This is a genomic window from Streptomyces sp. NPDC029526 (assembly GCF_040637405.1).
Lineage (GTDB): Bacteria > Actinomycetota > Actinomycetes > Streptomycetales > Streptomycetaceae > Streptomyces.
In genome coordinates this window covers 694,310-710,249 of record NZ_JBEZWE010000001.1, presented here as the reverse complement: position 1 = coordinate 710,249, position 15,940 = coordinate 694,310, and the positions used below count along the sequence as shown (strand labels likewise).

Annotated in this window: 13 protein-coding genes; 5 read left to right on the top strand and 8 right to left on the bottom strand. The window is 76.1% G+C overall.

Annotated elements, in window-relative coordinates:
• Positions 1–105 precede the first annotated feature (105 nt).
• Genes nirD through AB0F01_RS03120 form a run of 3 tightly spaced genes read right to left on the bottom strand, consistent with a single transcriptional unit; the run spans position 106 to position 4,285 of the window.
• Positions 106–456 carry a nitrite reductase small subunit NirD gene (nirD, locus tag AB0F01_RS03130; RefSeq protein ID WP_362089368.1) on the bottom strand — a complete coding sequence of 117 codons (351 nt, stop codon included), beginning with the start codon at positions 454–456 and terminating at the stop codon, positions 106–108.
• Positions 453–3,068 carry a nitrite reductase large subunit NirB gene (gene nirB / locus AB0F01_RS03125; RefSeq protein WP_362089366.1) on the bottom strand — a complete coding sequence of 872 codons (2,616 nt, stop codon included), beginning with the start codon at positions 3,066–3,068 and terminating at the stop codon, positions 453–455. Before nirB ends, nirD begins: the two co-directional genes overlap by 4 nt.
• The gene (locus AB0F01_RS03120; protein WP_362089364.1) at positions 3,068–4,285 is read right to left on the bottom strand and encodes an FAD-dependent oxidoreductase; all 1,218 of its coding nucleotides are present in this window, start codon (positions 4,283–4,285) and stop codon (positions 3,068–3,070) included. Before AB0F01_RS03120 ends, nirB begins: the two co-directional genes overlap by 1 nt.
• A 238-nt stretch (positions 4,286–4,523) precedes the next feature.
• Here AB0F01_RS03120 and AB0F01_RS03115 point away from each other — a divergent pair, with 238 nt between their 5' ends.
• Complete coding sequence (locus AB0F01_RS03115; protein WP_362089363.1) at positions 4,524–5,309, top strand: TSUP family transporter; 786 nt, start codon at positions 4,524–4,526, stop codon at positions 5,307–5,309.
• Positions 5,310–5,480: 171 nt separating this feature from the next.
• Here the strand turns inward: AB0F01_RS03115 and AB0F01_RS03110 are convergent, their stop codons facing one another.
• A complete protein-coding gene (locus tag AB0F01_RS03110) occupies positions 5,481–6,128 on the bottom strand; it encodes a class F sortase (RefSeq protein ID WP_362089361.1) in 648 nt (215 codons plus the stop codon).
• Positions 6,129–6,244: 116 nt separating this feature from the next.
• A complete protein-coding gene (locus AB0F01_RS03105) occupies positions 6,245–6,790 on the bottom strand; it encodes a hypothetical protein (RefSeq protein WP_362089360.1) in 546 nt (181 codons plus the stop codon).
• A 343-nt stretch (positions 6,791–7,133) separates the two neighbouring features.
• Here AB0F01_RS03105 and AB0F01_RS03100 point away from each other — a divergent pair, with 343 nt between their 5' ends.
• Positions 7,134–7,514, top strand: a complete 381-nt coding sequence (locus AB0F01_RS03100) for a hypothetical protein (protein WP_362089358.1) — start codon at positions 7,134–7,136, stop codon at positions 7,512–7,514.
• A gap of 322 nt (positions 7,515–7,836) precedes the next feature.
• Here the strand turns inward: AB0F01_RS03100 and AB0F01_RS03095 are convergent, their stop codons facing one another.
• The 3 genes from AB0F01_RS03095 to AB0F01_RS03085 all read right to left on the bottom strand — a co-directional run bounded on the left by AB0F01_RS03095 (position 7,837) and on the right by AB0F01_RS03085 (position 11,515).
• Positions 7,837–8,289, bottom strand: coding sequence for a gamma-glutamylcyclotransferase family protein (locus tag AB0F01_RS03095; RefSeq protein ID WP_362089356.1), 453 nt, complete (start codon positions 8,287–8,289; stop codon positions 7,837–7,839).
• A gap of 68 nt (positions 8,290–8,357) precedes the next feature.
• Positions 8,358–10,496, bottom strand: a complete 2,139-nt coding sequence (locus AB0F01_RS03090; protein ID WP_362089354.1) for a molybdopterin oxidoreductase family protein — start codon at positions 10,494–10,496, stop codon at positions 8,358–8,360.
• A gap of 323 nt (positions 10,497–10,819) precedes the next feature.
• Complete coding sequence (locus tag AB0F01_RS03085) at positions 10,820–11,515, bottom strand: ElyC/SanA/YdcF family protein (protein ID WP_362089352.1); 696 nt, start codon at positions 11,513–11,515, stop codon at positions 10,820–10,822.
• A 212-nt stretch (positions 11,516–11,727) separates the two neighbouring features.
• Here AB0F01_RS03085 and AB0F01_RS03080 point away from each other — a divergent pair, with 212 nt between their 5' ends.
• The 3 genes from AB0F01_RS03080 (at position 11,728) to AB0F01_RS03070 (ending at position 15,842) form a co-directional block, all read left to right on the top strand.
• A complete protein-coding gene (locus tag AB0F01_RS03080) occupies positions 11,728–12,618 on the top strand; it encodes a sirohydrochlorin chelatase (RefSeq protein ID WP_362089350.1) in 891 nt (296 codons plus the stop codon).
• Positions 12,619–13,086: 468 nt separating this feature from the next.
• Positions 13,087–14,451 (top strand): deoxyguanosinetriphosphate triphosphohydrolase, encoded by a 1,365-nt coding sequence (locus AB0F01_RS03075; RefSeq protein WP_362089349.1) that lies wholly within the window; start codon positions 13,087–13,089, stop codon positions 14,449–14,451.
• Between the two features lie 125 nt (positions 14,452–14,576).
• The gene (locus AB0F01_RS03070; RefSeq protein ID WP_362089348.1) at positions 14,577–15,842 is read left to right on the top strand and encodes an FAD-dependent oxidoreductase; all 1,266 of its coding nucleotides are present in this window, start codon (positions 14,577–14,579) and stop codon (positions 15,840–15,842) included.
• The last annotated feature ends 98 nt before the right edge of the window (positions 15,843–15,940 follow it).

The window sequence follows — 15,940 nt, the reverse complement described above, 5'->3', positions numbered from 1 at the left end:
GGGCCGGCGGTCCGCGACAGCTTCGCGGATCTTCAGGTCCTCCGCCGCCGGCAGGAGGAGTGGTCCTGCGGTGGGTTCGACAGGACGTCTGTCATTGCGGGGTGCTCACGCCGCTTCCACCTCGTAGGCCGTCACCCGCACCGCGTCGTCGTCCAGGCAGCGGCCCGTCTCCAGGTCGAAGCGCTGCTTGAGCAGCGGGGAGGCGACGAAGGGGCGGCCCCGGTGGGTGCCGGTCAGACCGCGGGAGAGGACCGCGGCGCCCGTGAAGGGGTCGCGGTTGTCGATGGCGTACAGGCGGCCGGTGCGGTCGGCGAAGACGGCGGCCTGGCGGCCGTCGGGGAGGAGGGCCGCCACCCCGCGGCCCGGGAGCAGCGTGCTCAGGTCGCAGACCGCGAACCAGGCGTCCGCCAGGCGGAGCCGGACCTTCAGATCGGTGGTCTCCAGTGCCAGGGTCATCGCGTGGCGCTTCCTTCCAGGAGGTCGTCGGCGGGGCGCAGGCCGATGTTCAGCAGGGGCAGGTCGGGCTTGATCTGGTCGCGTTCCGGGACGAAGGCGACCACCGGGTCGGGGGTGTCGGGGGCGTTCACGAAGGAGACGAAGCGGGCCAGTTTCCCGGGGTCGCGGAGGGTCTCGGCCCACTCGTCGCGGTAGTGCGCGACGTGGGCGGCCATCAGCGCCTCCAGTTCACCGCAGATGCCGAGCGAGTCGTGGACGACCACGTCCCGCACGTGGTCCAGGCCCCCGGGGATCCGCTCCAGCCAGACACTGGTGCGCTCCAGGCGGTCGGCGGTGCGGAGGTAGAACATCAGGAACCGGTCGATCAGGCGGACCAGCGCGTCGTCGGTGAGATCCTGGGCGAGCAGGTCCGCGTGGCGCGGGGAGGCGCCGCCGTTGCCGCCGACGTAGAGGTTCCAGCCGTTGGCGGTGGCGATGACGCCGAAGTCCTTCGACTGCGCCTCCGCGCACTCGCGCTGGCAGCCGGAGACCGCCGACTTGAGCTTGTGCGGGGAGCGCAGGCCCCGGTAGCGCAGTTCCAGGTCGATCGCCATGCGCACGGAGTCCTGGACGCCGTAGCGGCACCAGGTCTGTCCCACGCAGGACTTCACCGTGCGCAGCGACTTGCCGTAGGCGTGGCCGGACTCGAAGCCGGCGTCGACCAGGCGGGCCCAGATCAGGGGCAGTTGCTCGACGCGGGCGCCGAACATGTCGATCCGCTGACCGCCGGTGATCTTCGTGTAGAGGCCGAAGTCGCGGGCGATCTCGCCGATCACGATCAGTTTCTCGGGGGCGATCTCCCCGCCGGGGACGCGCGGCACGACCGAGTACGAGCCGTTCCTCTGGAGGTTGGCCAGGAAGTGGTCGTTGGTGTCCTGCAGGGCGGCCTGTTCGCCGTCCAGGACGTGGGTGCTCGCGCCGATGGCCGGGGCGAGGGAGGCGATGATCGAGCCGACCGCCGGCTTGCAGACCTCGCAGCCGTCGCCGCCCCGGGCCGCCTCGCGGCCGTGCCGGTCGAGCAGCTCCCGGAAGGAGGTCAGGCGCAGGGCGAGGACGATCTCGTACAGCTCCTGGCGGGTCTGCGGGAAGCAGCCGCACAGGCCCTTGTCGACCTCGACGCCGCTCGCCTCCAGCTCCGCGTCGACCAGCTGGCCCAGCACCTTGACGCAACTTCCGCAGCCGGTACCGGCCTTGGTGCACTTCTTCACCTCGGGCACGGTGGTGCACGCGTGCTCGGTGACCGCCCCGCGGACGGTGCCCTTGGTGACGTTGTGGCAGGAGCAGACGACCGCGTCGTCGGGCAGTGCGGCCGGGCCGAGCCGTGCGGGGGCCCCGGAGCCGGCGGGCAGGACCAGGGTCTCGGGCGCCACCGGCGGTACCGAGCCGGTGAAGGCGCGCAGCGTGCCGTACGCCTCCGCGTCGCCGACCAGGATGCCGCCCAGCAGGGTGCCGTCGCGGCCGATGACCAGCTTCTTGTAGAGGCCGGCCCGGGAGTCGGAGTAGACGACGTCGAGGCAGTCGCCGGCGGTGCCGTGGGCGTCGCCGAAGGACGCCACGTCGACGCCGAGCAGCTTCAGCTTGGTGGACAAATCCGCGCCGGTGAAGGCGGACGCGTCCCCGGCGATGGCCGCGGCGGCGGTCCCGGCCTGCTCGTAGCCGGGCGCGACCAGGCCGTACACCCGGCCGTCGGCGGCCAGGGCGCACTCGCCGATCGCGAACACGCGCGGGTCGGTGACCGAGCGGCACTGCTCGTCCACGGTGATGCCGCCGCGCTCGCCGACCGTGAGACCGCAGTCCCGGGCGAGCTGGTCGCGGGGGCGGACCCCGGCGGAGAACACCACCATGTCGGTGGGCAGTTCACGTCCGTCGGACAGCTTCATGCCGGTGACGGCGCCCGAGGCGCCGGTCAGGATCTCCTGCGTGCCCACGCCCGTGTGGACGCTCAGCCCCATGCCCTCGACGGTGCGCAGCAGCGCCGCGCCGCCGCCCTCGTCGACCTGCACCGGCATCAGGCGCGGCGCGAACTCCACGATGTGCGTGTCCAGTCCGAGGCCCTGGAGCGCACCCGCCGCCTCCAGTCCGAGGAGCCCGCCGCCGACCACCGCACCGGTCGTGGACCCGCGCGCGTACTCCTCGATGGCCAGCAGGTCCTCGATGGTGCGGTAGACGAAGCAGCCCTCGGCGTCCCGGTGGGGTACCGGCGGCACGAACGGGGAGGAGCCGGTGGCCAGGACCAGCGTGTCGTAGCCGACGACCAGCCCGGAGCGGGCGGTCACCCGGCGGGCCGCCCGGTCCACGCGCTCCGCCGGGTCCCCGACGCGCAGGTCGATGCCGTGCGCGTCGAGGAACGCCCGGTCCGTCAGCGACAGGTCCTCGGGCGTCGACCCGGAGAAGTACGAGGTGAGCCGGACCCGGTCGTAGGCGGGCCGCGGCTCCTCGCACAGCACGACCACGCGGTGCGTGGCCGTCACCCCGCGCTCGGCGAGTTCCTCCAGGAACCGCTGGCCGACCATGCCGTGGCCGATGAGCACGAGGGTCGGGCGGGAGGGGGCGGGCGGAACCGTCGTGGACATCAGCAGCCTCCGTCAGTGGTGAGCAGGTGGAGCAGCGGACCGCCGGCGGAGGGCAGCGGCTCTGCTCCCTCCCAGGCGCGGGCGAGGGCGCCGACGGTGCCGAGGTCGCCGACGAGCACCCCGCCGACCAGCCGGTCCTCGCGGACGACGACCTTGCGGTAGGTGCCCCGGGTCGCGTCGGCGAGGCGGACGACGTCGTCGCCGGGCCGCCCGTCGGTCTCGCCGAACGCGGCGAGGTCGAAGGGGTCCTCCGCTCCGGCGAGGGTGAGCCGGGTCAGGGAGCGGGTGCCGGTGTAGCGGGCGCGGGTGTCCCCGGCGAGCAGCGCGGCGAGCGTGTCGGCCTGCTCCAGGGCGGGGGCGGCGAGCCCGTAGACCGTGCCGGCGTGCTGGGCGCAGTCGCCGACGGCGTGGATGTGCGGGTCGGAGGTGCGCAGCCGGTCGTCGACGACGACACCCCGGTCGACGTCGAGTCCGGCGGCCCGCGCGAGCCCGGTCCTCGGGCGCACCCCGCAGGCCAGCACCACGAGGTCGGCGTCCAGCGCGTACCCGTCGGCCAGCTCCACGGAACGGACCGTGCCGCCCACCGAGCGCACGTCCCGCACCCGGCACTCGGTGTGCACCTCCACCCCGAGACCGGTGAGGTACCGCTCGACGAGGGCCGAGGCGGCCGGGTCGAGGCGGCGTTCCATGAGACGTTCGGCCTGCTGGGCGAGCACCACCTGCGCACCGCGTGCGGCCAGCGCCCGGGCGGCGGAGACGCCCAGCAGTCCGCCGCCGATCACCACCGTCCGCGTCCCCGGCCGGACGGCCGCGGACAGGTTCAGGCAGTCGTCCAGGGTGCGGAAGGCGTGCACGCCCCCGGGCAGCTCGCGGCCGGCGGTGAACAGTCCGCGCAGCGGCGGCAGCACCGGGTTGGAGCCGGTCGCCAGGACGAGCCGGCCGTACCCGGTGACCGTGCCGTCGGCGCGGGTGACGGTGCGCGCGGCGCGGTCGATGCCGGTGACGCGGCCCCGGACCGGCTCGGCGGGCGCGGGCAGGGCGATCACCTCGGGGCGGTAGCGCCCCGCCAGCACCTCGGCGAGCAGCACCCGGTTGTACGGCGGGTGCTCCTCCTCGCCGATCAGCGTCACGGGGAGGCCCAGCTCGCCGAGCCGCCGGGCGAGGCGGACGCCCGCCAGGCCGGAGCCGATCACCACCACACGCTCGTTCGAGGTCATGCACCGAGCCTGCGGGGCGGGTGTTTCCCGGTCGCATCCCGGCTGTTTCCCGCGCGGAACGCTGCGCTCAGCGGGGGAGCGGGACGGCTGTGAGGGGCGATCGGGGGACCCGGCGCCGGGGGAGCCCGGTCCCGGGAAACCTGGTCCGAGGGCCCCGGCCCGGGGTGTGAGCACCGTCAACCTCAGGAAACGCTCATCTTGATGGACGTACCAACTATCTGTTCGTAGGGTCGCGGGCATGCCCGACATCTCCCTGACCGCCGTCGTCCTGCTCTGCGTGGCGGCGCTCGCCGCCGGCTGGATCGACGCCGTGGTCGGCGGCGGCGGGCTGCTGCTCCTGCCGGCCCTGCTGCTCGGCCTGCCCGCCGGCACCCCGGCCGCGCACGCGCTGGGCACCAACAAGGCGGTCGCCATCGTCGGCACCACCGGCGCGGCGGTGACCTACGCCCGCAAGGCACCGGTCGACGTCCGCACCGCCGTCCGCATCGGCCTGGCCGCCCTCGCGGGCTCCTCGGGCGGCGCGTTCCTCGCGGCCGGGATGAGCACCGAGGTCCTCAAGCCGGTGATCATGGTGGTGCTGCTCGCGGTGGCCGCCTTCGTCATCCTGCGCCCCGCCTTCGGCACCACCGCCCCCGCGCCCGGCCCGGTGAGCCGCCGCCGGACCCTGGCGGCGATCGGCCTGGCCGGCCTCGGCATCGGCTTCTACGACGGACTCGTCGGCCCCGGCACCGGCACCTTCCTGGTCCTGGCGCTCACCGCCCTGCTCCACCTCGACCTGGTCACCGCGTCCGCCACCGCCAAGATCGTCAACTGCTGCACCAACGCCGGCGCCCTCGCGATGTTCGCCTGGCAGGGCGCCGTGCTGTGGCAGCTCGCCGCACTGATGGCCGTGTTCAACCTGGCGGGCGGCACCCTCGGCGCGCACACCGCCCTGAAGCGGGGCAGCGGCTTCGTCCGCGTCGTCCTGCTGGTGGTCGTCTTCGCCCTGGTGGCGAACCTGGCGTACGAGCAGTGGCTGGCCTGAGACACCGGGACGGGACCCCGTAGGCGCCGTACCGCCGGGCCGGGACCGCGCCCCGGCCGCCCGGGGCGACCGAGGCCCCCGCGCGCCGACGTGACGGCGACGGTGACGGTGACGGTGACGGCGGCTCGGGCCGGGAGCGACGTGCTCCGCCCCGCCTCCGCCCGCGCCGGGTCAGCGGCTGCCCGTCAGGTGGGCGTACACCACCACGTTCCCCCGATAGCCCGTGGCGCGGGAGTAGCCGCCGCCGCAGGTGATGACCCGGAGCTCGGGCTGCTGCGCGGCGCCGTAGACCTTCGCGTCGGGGAAGTCCCGGGCGTCGTACACCTCGACGGCGTGGACGGTGAACACGGCGACCCGGCCGTCCCGCCGCTCCACCTCCACGGTGCTGCCCTTGCGCAGCGCGCCCAGGGAGAAGAAGACGGCCGGGCCCTCGGCGTTGTCCACGTGGCCCGCGACGATCGCGGTGCCCGTCTCACCGGGCGTGGTCCCGGCCTCGTACCAGCCGGCGAGGTTCTTCCGGGCGGCCGGGGGGACGTCCAGGCTGCCGGACGGGGTCAGCCCCAGCCCCGTCAGCGGGGCGTCGACGTCGATCGCGGGGATGCGGATCCGCTCCGGCGGGGACGGCGGCAGCGCGGGCGCCGCGGCCGGGCCGCTGCGGTCGTCGTCCCCGGCGTGGGCCTGGGCGGCGGACGGCTGGGGCGGGGCGTGCGGGGCGGGCCCGTCGCGCAGCAGCCACAGGCCGGAGCAGAGGGCGAGCACGGTGACGGCCGCTATGGCCGTGTTCCCCGGCCCGCGCAACGGTCGGAGCCTTCGGCGCATGACGGACCGACCCCTTTCTGGAAGCGTCCCCGTACCCCCTCCGGGCCGCGAGGGGCGTCGGACCCGGAGGGGGAGGGGACATGCGGTACCGGCGGACGGGCAGCGGAGGGTGCCCGTCAGATCCCGTCGCCTCTCGCCCGGCGATGCAGGAGCCAGGTACCGCCCGCGGCGGCGACGGCAAGGGCCGCCACACCGGCCGCGGTCCGCGCGGGATCGGGGCCCAGAGCGCCACCGACCCCCGTCTTCACACTGCCCCGCGGGGCCACCTGCTGTCCGGCGGACGTCAGGGTGACCACCAGGTCCCCGGTCACCCGCCGGTCGTTCTCGGAGCACCGGGCGACGATCTCGTACGTCCCCGGCACCGCGCTCGGCGGCACCCGGAACCGGCCGACCAGCTTCTGCTCGTGCGTGGTCGGCGCGAGCGTGAACCGGCCCGCGCCGACGGCGGTCGCGTCACCCGCCGCCGCACCGTCGTCCCCGCACGCCGCCGTGTTCACGCTGACGTGGTCCCCCGGGACGGCCGAGGAGGGATACACCTCCAGGCCGCCCGCCGAGGTGCCGGACGGATGGCCCGCCGGGGCGGCCTGCGCGGGGGAGACCAGGGCCCCCGCGGTGGCCACGGCGAGCACGGTGCCGGCCAGCAGCCGGGCGGAACCTCGCATCGATGCTCCTCGACGTCACGAACGGGCCGCGGCCCGCGGCACCCCCATGTGCCGCCGTCGGACGCGCCCTGCTCCTTAGAGGAAAGTGCCGGTGGGCCCCGACCGCTCCCTGAGGGGGCGTCAGGACGCGGGCTGAACGGGTGTCAGGCGCCGCCGGCCGTGGCCCGCCCGCGCCGCGTTTCGGCAGGTCACCGGCGTCCCGGCGGCCGAGCGGCGGAACGGACCCCGAACGGACGGGTCCCGCGACGGTGAACGGGTGACCGGCCCACGCCCCGGGTGCGCCGGGCAGGGCACTACCGTGCGGTACGGGGAGGGGGTGGAGCCGGTGAAGCCGGTGAGACGGATGAGGCCCAGGGGCCGGACCGCAGTCCTGTCGGTGCTGTGGGTCCTGGTGATGTGGGGTGCCGTCCAGTCCTGCGGGGGCGTGCTGGACGGGGCGGGCCGTGAAGATGTCCACTGCCCCTGGTTCAACCTCGGCCCGGACGGCGAGTCGCACCCCTCGCGGATGCATCCCGGAGACACCTGCCGTCCCGAACGGGGCTCTCGCGAGACGCGGACCTTCGAGGAGCAGCGGGAGGTGCAGCGCGCGGCGGGCGAGGACGTGGTCACCGGTGCGTGGCTGCTCGGGGCCGGTGCGCTGGGCCTGGCCGGCGTGTACGCGCGACCGCGCGTCCAGGAGGCCCTGACCCGGAGGAGTCGCGGAACGCGCACGCCCGACGCGTGAGGTGGCCGGTCCGGAACGGGGGCTCCGGACAGGGCCCGGGGCCCGGGTGCCCGGGGCGCGCCGCGGTGAACGGGCGCCCCCTCGACAGCAGCCGGTACCGGAGCGTCGACCCGCGTCGGAGGGGCAACCCGCTCCGGAGCGTCGCCCCGTTTCGGCGTGACCACCACCGCGGGAGTCAGGCCCACCGCGGGAGTCAGACTCACCGCGGGAGTCGATCCCACCGCGAAGGGCCGGCCCACCGCGAAGGGGCGACCCGTCGCCAAGGCCGGCCCGTCACTCCAGGTCGGCTCCGACACGGGCCCGGGGCGCAGCGGACGGCCGTTCAGCGGGCCCGCGCCCGTGAGGACGGGCCCGGCCGGCGGCGGAACCAGTCGCCGCCCTCGACGAGCCGCCCCCGGGCCCGCAGTCGCGCGGCCACGGCGGGCGCGGCGACGTACACCCAGGCCCGCACCGCCGCTCCGTCCGCCTCCCGGACGACCTCCCGGGCCACCCGCTCGTAGAGATTGCGCGGATCACCCGGCGTGTACTCCTCCAGCCGGTCCAGCTCGGCGAGCAGCCCGGGGTACGCCTCCGGCAGGGCCGTCACCAGCTCCCCGCGCACCTCGACCCCGGGGCCGAACCCCTCCGCGGCGAACGGGTAGCCGGGGCCGTCGTACAGCACCGCGTCCGGCAGCCGGCCCGGCTCCTCGCGCAGGGTCCGCCCGCCCAGGAACGGGCCGTGGTTGACCCCGCCGGGGCGGAGGGTGCCGTACACGAAGAACGGGAGAGGCGTCACGGGTCCACCAGCGCGGGTCGGGGCCGCCCCCCGGCGGGCGCCGCCGAAGGGCCTGACGGCACCGATTGTCACGCGCCGCCCGGGGCCCCGGCGACCGGCCCCGCCCGTTCCACCCGCACCGCGCAGGTCTTGAACTCCGGCATCCGCGACACCGGGTCCAGGGCAGGGTTGGTGAGGGTGTTGGCGCGGCCCTCGCCCGGCCAGTGGAACGGCATGAACACGGTGTCGGGGCGGACGGAGCCGGTGATCCGGGCCGGGGCCACCACCCGGCCCCGCCGGGACACCACCGCCACCGGGTCGCCCTCGGCCGCGCCCAGCCGCTCCGCGAGCCGCGGGTGCAGCTCGACGAACGGGCCGGGGGCCGCGTCGTTCAGTTCCGCCACCCGCCGGGTCTGCGCACCGGACTGGTACTGGGCCACCACCCGCCCGGTGGTGAGCAGCACCGGGTAGTCGTCGTCCGGTTCCTCGGCCGCCGGGCGGTGCGAGACGGCGACGAACCGGGCCCGGCCGTCCTCGGTGGCGAACCGGTCGAGGAAGAGGCGGGGCGTGCCGGGATGGGCCGTGTCCGGGCCCGCCGTCCCCTCGGCCGGGGCGGGGCACGGCCAGAAGACGCCCTGCTCGCGCTCCAGCCGGCCGTAGGTGATGCCGGAGTAGTCCGCCGGGCCGCCCGCGCTCGCCCGGCGCAGCTCCTCGAACACCTCCTCCGGGTCGGCGGGGAAGCCCTTGTGCCGTCCCGTGCCGTCGTCCAGCCGGGCGGCCAGCTCGTGCAGCACCTCCAGGTCGCTGCGGACCCCCTCGGGCGCGGACACCGCCTTCCGCCGCAGCAGGACCCGGCCCTCCAGGTTCGTCGTCGTCCCGGTCTCCTCCGCCCACTGCGTCACCGGCAGGACGACGTCGGCGAGCGCGGCCGTCTCCGAGAGCACGACGTCGCACACCGCCAGGAAGTCCAGCGCCCGGATCCGCTCCTCGACGTGCGCGGCACGCGGCGCCGACACCACCGGGTTGGAGCCCATCAGCAGCAGCGCGCGGAGGTCCGTGCCGAGCGCGTCCAGCAGTTCGTAGGCGCTGCGCCCCGGCCCGGGCAGCGTGCCGGGGTCCACCCCCCACACCCCGGCCACGTGCGCCCGCGCCGCCGGGTCCGTCAGCTTGCGGTAGCCGGGGAGCTGGTCGGCCTTCTGGCCGTGCTCGCGCCCGCCCTGCCCGTTGCCCTGCCCGGTCAGGCACCCGTACCCGGACAGCGGGCGTCCGGCGCGGCCCGTCGCCAGGCACAGGTTGATCCACGCGCTCACCGTGTCGGTGCCCTTGGACTGCTGCTCGGGCCCGCGCGCGGTGAGCACCATCGCGGCCTCCGGCGCGCAGAACAGCCGTACGGCCTCCCGCAGTTCGGGCACGGAGACGCCCGTGATCCGCTCCACGTACTCCGGCCAGTGCGCCATCGCCGCCGTCCGGGCCGCCTCCCAGCCGGTGGTGCGCTCGCGGAGGTACGCCTCGTCGGTGCGGCCCTCGGCGACGACCAGGTGCAGCAGGCCCAGGGCCAGCGCGAGGTCGGTGCCGGGGCGGGGCGCGAGGTGCAGGTCGGCGTGCTCGGCGGTCCGGGTGCGGCGCGGGTCGACGACGATCAGGGTGCCGCCGTTCTCCTTCAGTTCGGTGACGTACCGCAGGAACGGCGGCATGGTCTCCGCCGGGTTCGAGCCGACGAGGATCAGGCAGCCGGTCCGCGGGATGTCCTCCAGGGGGAACGGCAGGCCGCGGTCGAGCCCGAACGCCCTGGTGCCCGCAGCCGCCGCCGACGACATGCAGAACCGCCCGTTGTAGTCGATCTGCGAGGTGCCCAGCACCACCCGGGCGAACTTCCCCAACGCGTACGCCTTCTCGTTCGTCAGCCCGCCCCCGCCGAACACCGCGACCGCGTCCGCCCCGTGACCGGCGCGGGTCCGCCGGAGCCCGTCGGCGATCCGGTCCAGCGCCTCCGGCCAGGAGGCGGGCACCAGCGTGCCGTCCGCGGACCGCACCAGGGGCGAGGTCAGCCGCGCGGCCGGGGAGAGCACGGCGGGCGCCGTACGCCCCTTCCCGCACAGCGCGCCCCGGTTCACCGGGAAGTCCGCGCGTTCCGTCACCGCGACGGTTCCGTCCGGGGCCGGGGCCAGGTTCATCCCGCACTGCAGCGCGCAGTAGGGGCAGTGCGTGGGCGTCACGGTGCTGTGCATGCCGTCCACCCTGCGCGCCCGGTGTTACGCGTCGCACCGGCCCGTGTTACGCGCCCGGGACGGCGCCCTCCCCGCCGGCGACGGCCCGCGGTGAGGGGCGGCCGGCCGGCGCCCGCGGTCAAACGCCGACGGGACGGACGCGGCCACCGGGGGATCCATGGCGTACCGGTGAGGCGGGCGCGCCCACGGCCTCGAGCAGGGCCGTCGACGTCCTCGCCGCCTGCTCGGTCACCTGCTCGGTCACCGGCCCGGCCCCGGCCCGGCCTCCAACGCGGCCTCGACGTCGCCTCGACGCGCGAGAGCGCGTCGGCGTGATCCGCGCGTCAACCGGAGGTGCGGGCCTCGGTCAGCGCCAGCTCCACGCCCGGTTCCTCGGGGCCCAGGAAGGTGGGGTCGGGCCGGAACACGGCGTCGACGGCGGCCTTTCCCGCCGCGAGGATCTCCCGGGCGCTCCCGTAGTACCAGGTGACGTCGTGCCGTTCGTCGACCCCGACCCCGTGCGAGGTGACCCCGGCCGCCTCGCACAGCGCCACCGCCCGCCGGACGTGGAAGCCCTGGCTGATCAGCACCGCCCGGTCCACCCCGAAGATCTTCTTCGCGCGGACACAGGAGTCCCAAGTGTCGAAGCCCGCGTAGTCGCTGACGATCCGGGCGTCGGGCACGCCGTGCCGGGTGAGGTAGGCGCGCATCGCGTCCGGCTCGTCGTAGTCCTCGCGGCTGTTGTCGCCGGTGACCAGCACCACCCGGATCCGGCCCGCCCGGTACAGCTCGGCCGCCGCGTCCAGCCGGTGCGCGAGGTAGGGCGACGGCTCCCCGTCCCACAGGCCCGCGCCGAACACCACGGCGACGTCGGTGCGCGGCACGCCGGCCGCGGTGTGCAGCCGGCCGTCCGTCGTCAGGTGCAGCCACGTCGACGGGAGCAGCGCCAGTGTGCCGAGACCCGCCACCACCCGCACCAGGCGGCGCTGTCCCGCGCGGGTGCGCGGCAGGCGGGGACGGCGGACGGTGAATCGGCGCATCGGAGCGGTCCTTCCCGGGGCGGTACTCGCCGGTCCAAGACGTCACGGCGGCACCGCCGGTTCGGCGGGCGCGGTGTGACCGGCCTCACGCGGGTGGCGTGCGCCCAGGTCAGGACGCCTCACCCGGCGCGCCGGGCGGGCCGTGACGGACCGGAAAACGCCCGTCACGCCCGCGCAACCGCCCGGCAACGTGCCCGGTCCAGCATCGGTGCATGACCGCGACCCCTCCCGCCGGCCCGGCGCACCCCGACGGCGCCGCCCGCCTCGACACCTCCGGCGACCTCCTGCACCGGATCGGCACCACGCTCGCCGGGCGGCTCGGCCGACTCGCCCCGGACGGGCGGCGCCCGCCCCGACGGCCCGCCCTCGTCGTCGTGGCCCACGGCAGCCGCGACCCGCGCGCGCTCACCACGGTCACCGCCCTGCTCGACCGGGTACGCGCCCTGCGCCCCGGCCTGCCCGTGCACCTCGGCCACATCGAGCTCAACACGCCCCTGCTGCCCGACACCCTCGCCGCGCTCGACGCCCGCGACACCGGCCCGGCCGTGCTGGTCCCGCTGCTGTTCGGCCGCGGCCACCACGTCAAACGGGACATCCCCGCGCTGGCCGCCGGCGCCCGGACGCCCCTCCGGGTCGCCGCCCCCCTCGGCCCGCACCCCCTGCTCGTGGACGCCCTGCACGCCCGCCTGACCGAGGCCGGCTGGCCCGACGAGACCGACGGCACCACCCGCCGCACCGGCGCGGTCGTCCTCGCCTGGGCCGGCTCGCGCGATGCCGAGGCGCGGGCCGACACCGGGCGCACCGCGCGGCTGCTCGCCGCCCGGCTCGGCGTCCCGGTCGTCCCCGCCCAGGCGTCCGCCGGCGGACCCGCCGTGCCGGACGCGGTACGGGCCCTCGCCGCCCGGGGCCGTCACCGGGTGGCCGTCGCCTCCTGCTTCGCCGCGCCCGGCCGCTTCGCGACCGAGTGCGCCCGGACCGCGCCCTGGATCGCGTCCGCGCCCCTGGGCACCCACCCGGCGCTGGCCCGCCTCCTCCTGCACCGCTACGACGAGGCCCTCGCCTCTCCGGCCGTCCACCCCCCTACGGCCCTCGCACCGGTCTGAAGCGGGCTGCGCGCTCCCGGGCCCGGCGGTCGTCGCCCTGAACCGGCCGCCCCGCACGGCCCCACGGCCCTGCACGGCCCACGTCCCCGCACGGCCCCCGCCCCCGCACGGCCCACGGCTCCCCGCGCGGCCCTCGGCCCGCACGGCCCCCGCCCCGTCGGCTCCGCATCCTGGTGTACAGCCGCCCTTCAGGCCCAGCCCCGTGCGGGGCGCTGCCTCGGAGGGCCCCCTCCCGGTGTGCGGTTCCCCGCGCCCCGCGCCCCGCGTCCGTCCTCCCGCGCCCGTCTCGCCTCACCTCCCTGTTCCACCTCCCAGCCCCTGCCGGCGGTGGCGGCCCGCCCTGCCCCCCGGCCCCCGGCGCCCCGGGGGCCGTGGTCCCGCCGGTGCCCCGCCCTCTCGGCGGGCGCCGTCCGGCGCCCCTCCCCTCCCGCATGCCCGTTCGCCCCCGCCTGCGTCTACTGTCGGTGCATGGAAGGCACCCCGGCCCGCACCCCCGCCACACCCGTCCCGTACGAGAACCACGTCCCGCCCGCCGGGTACGACCCCGCGGCCGTCGAGCGCTGGGCGGCCGAGCCCGACAAGCGCCCCGGCCGCACCGCCTTCCAGCGGGACCGCGCCCGCGTGCTGCACTCCTCAGCCCTGCGCCGCCTGGCCGGCAAGACCCAGGTCGTCACCCCCGGCGAGGCCAACCCCGTGTGGGACGCCAGCCCCCGCACCCGCCTCACCCACTCCCTGGAGTGCGCCCAGGTGGGCCGGGAACTCGGCGCCGCCCTCGGCTGCGACCCCGACCTGGTGGAGGCCGCCTGCCTCTCCCACGACCTCGGCCACCCGCCCTTCGGGCACAACGGCGAGCAGGCGCTGAACGAGTTCGCCGCGGACTGCGGCGGCTTCGAGGGCAACGCCCAGTCGCTGCGCCTGCTCACCCGCATCGAGCCCAAGCGGTTCGTCACCGACCCCGGCACCGGCGAGGCCACCGGCGTCGGGCTCAACCTGACCCGCGCCACCCTGGACGCCGCCACCAAGTACCCCTGGTCCCGGGGCGCCCACCCCGACGACCCGGACTCGCCCAAGTTCGGCGTCTACGAGGACGACCGCCCGGTGTTCGACTGGGTCCGCCAGGGTGCCCCCGGAGCCCGCATCTGCTTCGAGGCGCAGGTCATGGACTGGTCCGACGACGTGGCCTACTCCGTGCACGACGTGGAGGACGGCCTGCACGCCGGTCACATCGACCCCAACTGCCTGCACGCCGACCCCGAACGGGAGGCGGTCTTCGCCGTCGCGATCGGCCGCTACGTGCCCGCCGGCACCGACCCGGCGGAGCTGGCCGAGGCCCTCGACCGGCTCCTCGCCCAGGAGTGGTGGCCGCACGGCTACGACGGGACCGCCGTCGCCCAGGCCCGGCTGAAGGACGCCACCAGCCAGCTCATCGGCCGGTTCTGCCTCGCCGCCGAGGGCGCCACCCGGCAGACCTGGGGCACCGGACGCCTCACCCGCTACGGGGCGGAACTCGTGGTGCCCCGGGGCACCCGCATGGAGTGCGCCGTGCTCAAGGCCGTCGCCGACCGCTACGTCATGCAGCGCGCGGAACAGGAGCGGCTCCGCGCCGACCAGCGGATCGTCGTCCTCGAACTGGCCGAGGCGCTGACCGCCCGCGCCCCCGACGGCCTGGACCCCCAGTTCCGCTCCCTGTTCGACCGGGCCCCCGACGACCGCGCCCGCAAGCGCGTGGTCGTCGACCAGCTGGCCTCCCTCACCGACGCCTCGGCCCGTTCGCTTCACGCCCGCCTCACCGGGGCAGGAACCAGGAAGGACCGCCACCACCGGGACCGGTGAGGCGCGAGCGGCGCGAGCCCGCCCGATCGTGCCCCCGTGTGGCCTGATCGGGTCACTCCCCCTTCCCGCGGCTGAGCGGGTGCGGGAGGCTCGCACGTGGCGGCACGCTCAGGAGGAGGCATCACGTGGTCGACGCGGACCAGACATTCGTCATCGTCGGAGGCGGACTCGCCGGCGCGAAGGCGGCCGAGACGCTGCGAGCGGAGGGCTTCACCGGCCGGGTGATACTGATCGGCGACGAACGCGACCACCCCTACGAGCGCCCGCCCCTGTCCAAGGGCTACCTCCTCGGCAAGGACGCCCGCGAGAGCGCCCAGGTGCACGAGCCCGCCTGGTACGCCCGCCACGACATCGAACTCCACCTCGGGCAGACCGTCGACGCCCTGGACCGCGCCGCGAAGACCGTCCGCTTCGGCGAGGACGGCACCACGGTCCGCTACGACAAGCTGCTGCTGGCCACCGGGGCCGAGCCGCGCCGCCTCGACATCCCCGGCACCGGCCTGGCCGGCGTGCACCACCTGCGCCGGCTCTCCCACGCCGACCGGCTCAAGGGCGTCCTGGCCTCCCTCGGCCGGGACAACGGTCACCTGGTGATCGCCGGAGCCGGCTGGATCGGCCTGGAGGTCGCCGCCGCCGCCCGCGGCTACGGCGCCGAGGTCACCGTCGTCCACCGCGGGCCCACCCCGCTGCACTCGGTCCTCGGCCCCGAGCTGGGCCAGCTCTTCGCCGACCTGCACCAGGCGCACGGCGTCCGCTTCCACTTCGGCGCCACCCTCACCGAGATCACCGGCCAGGACGGCATGGTGCTGGCCGTCCGCACCGACGACGGCGAGGAACACCCCGCGCACGCCGTCCTCGCGGCGATCGGCGCGGCCCCGCGCACCGCCGTCGCCGAGGCGGCCGGCCTGGAACTCGCCGGCCCGGCGGACGGCGGTGGCATCCTGGTCGACGCTCGGCTGCGCACCTCCGACCCCGACATCCACGCCGCCGGGGACGTGGCGTCCTTCCCGCACCCGCTGTTCGGCACCCGGCTGCGCGTCGAGCACTGGGCCAACGCCCTCAACGGCGGCCCGGCCGCGGCCCGCGCCATGCTCGGCCGGGACGAGCCCTACGAGCGCGTGCCGTACTTCTTCACCGACCAGTACGACCTGGGCATGGAGTACAGCGGCTGGGCCCCGGCGGGCTCCTACGACCAGGTGGTCGTCCGGGGCGACACCGGCAAGCGGGAGTTCATCGCGTTCTGGGTGAAGGACGGCCGGGTGCTGGCGGGCATGAACGTCAACGTCTGGGACGTCACCGACACCGTCCAGCGGCTGATCCGCTCCCGGGCGGTGGTGGACACCGACGCCCTGGCCGACCCGCACGTCCCGCTGGACAGCCTCGCCCCCTGAGGCCCCGGCCGGGGGCCCGCACCGTGCCGGACGCCGTGCCGGAGCGGGCCCCGGTGCCGGGCCCGGGGAGCGCCGGCCGGGCACCGTAGACTCGCGGT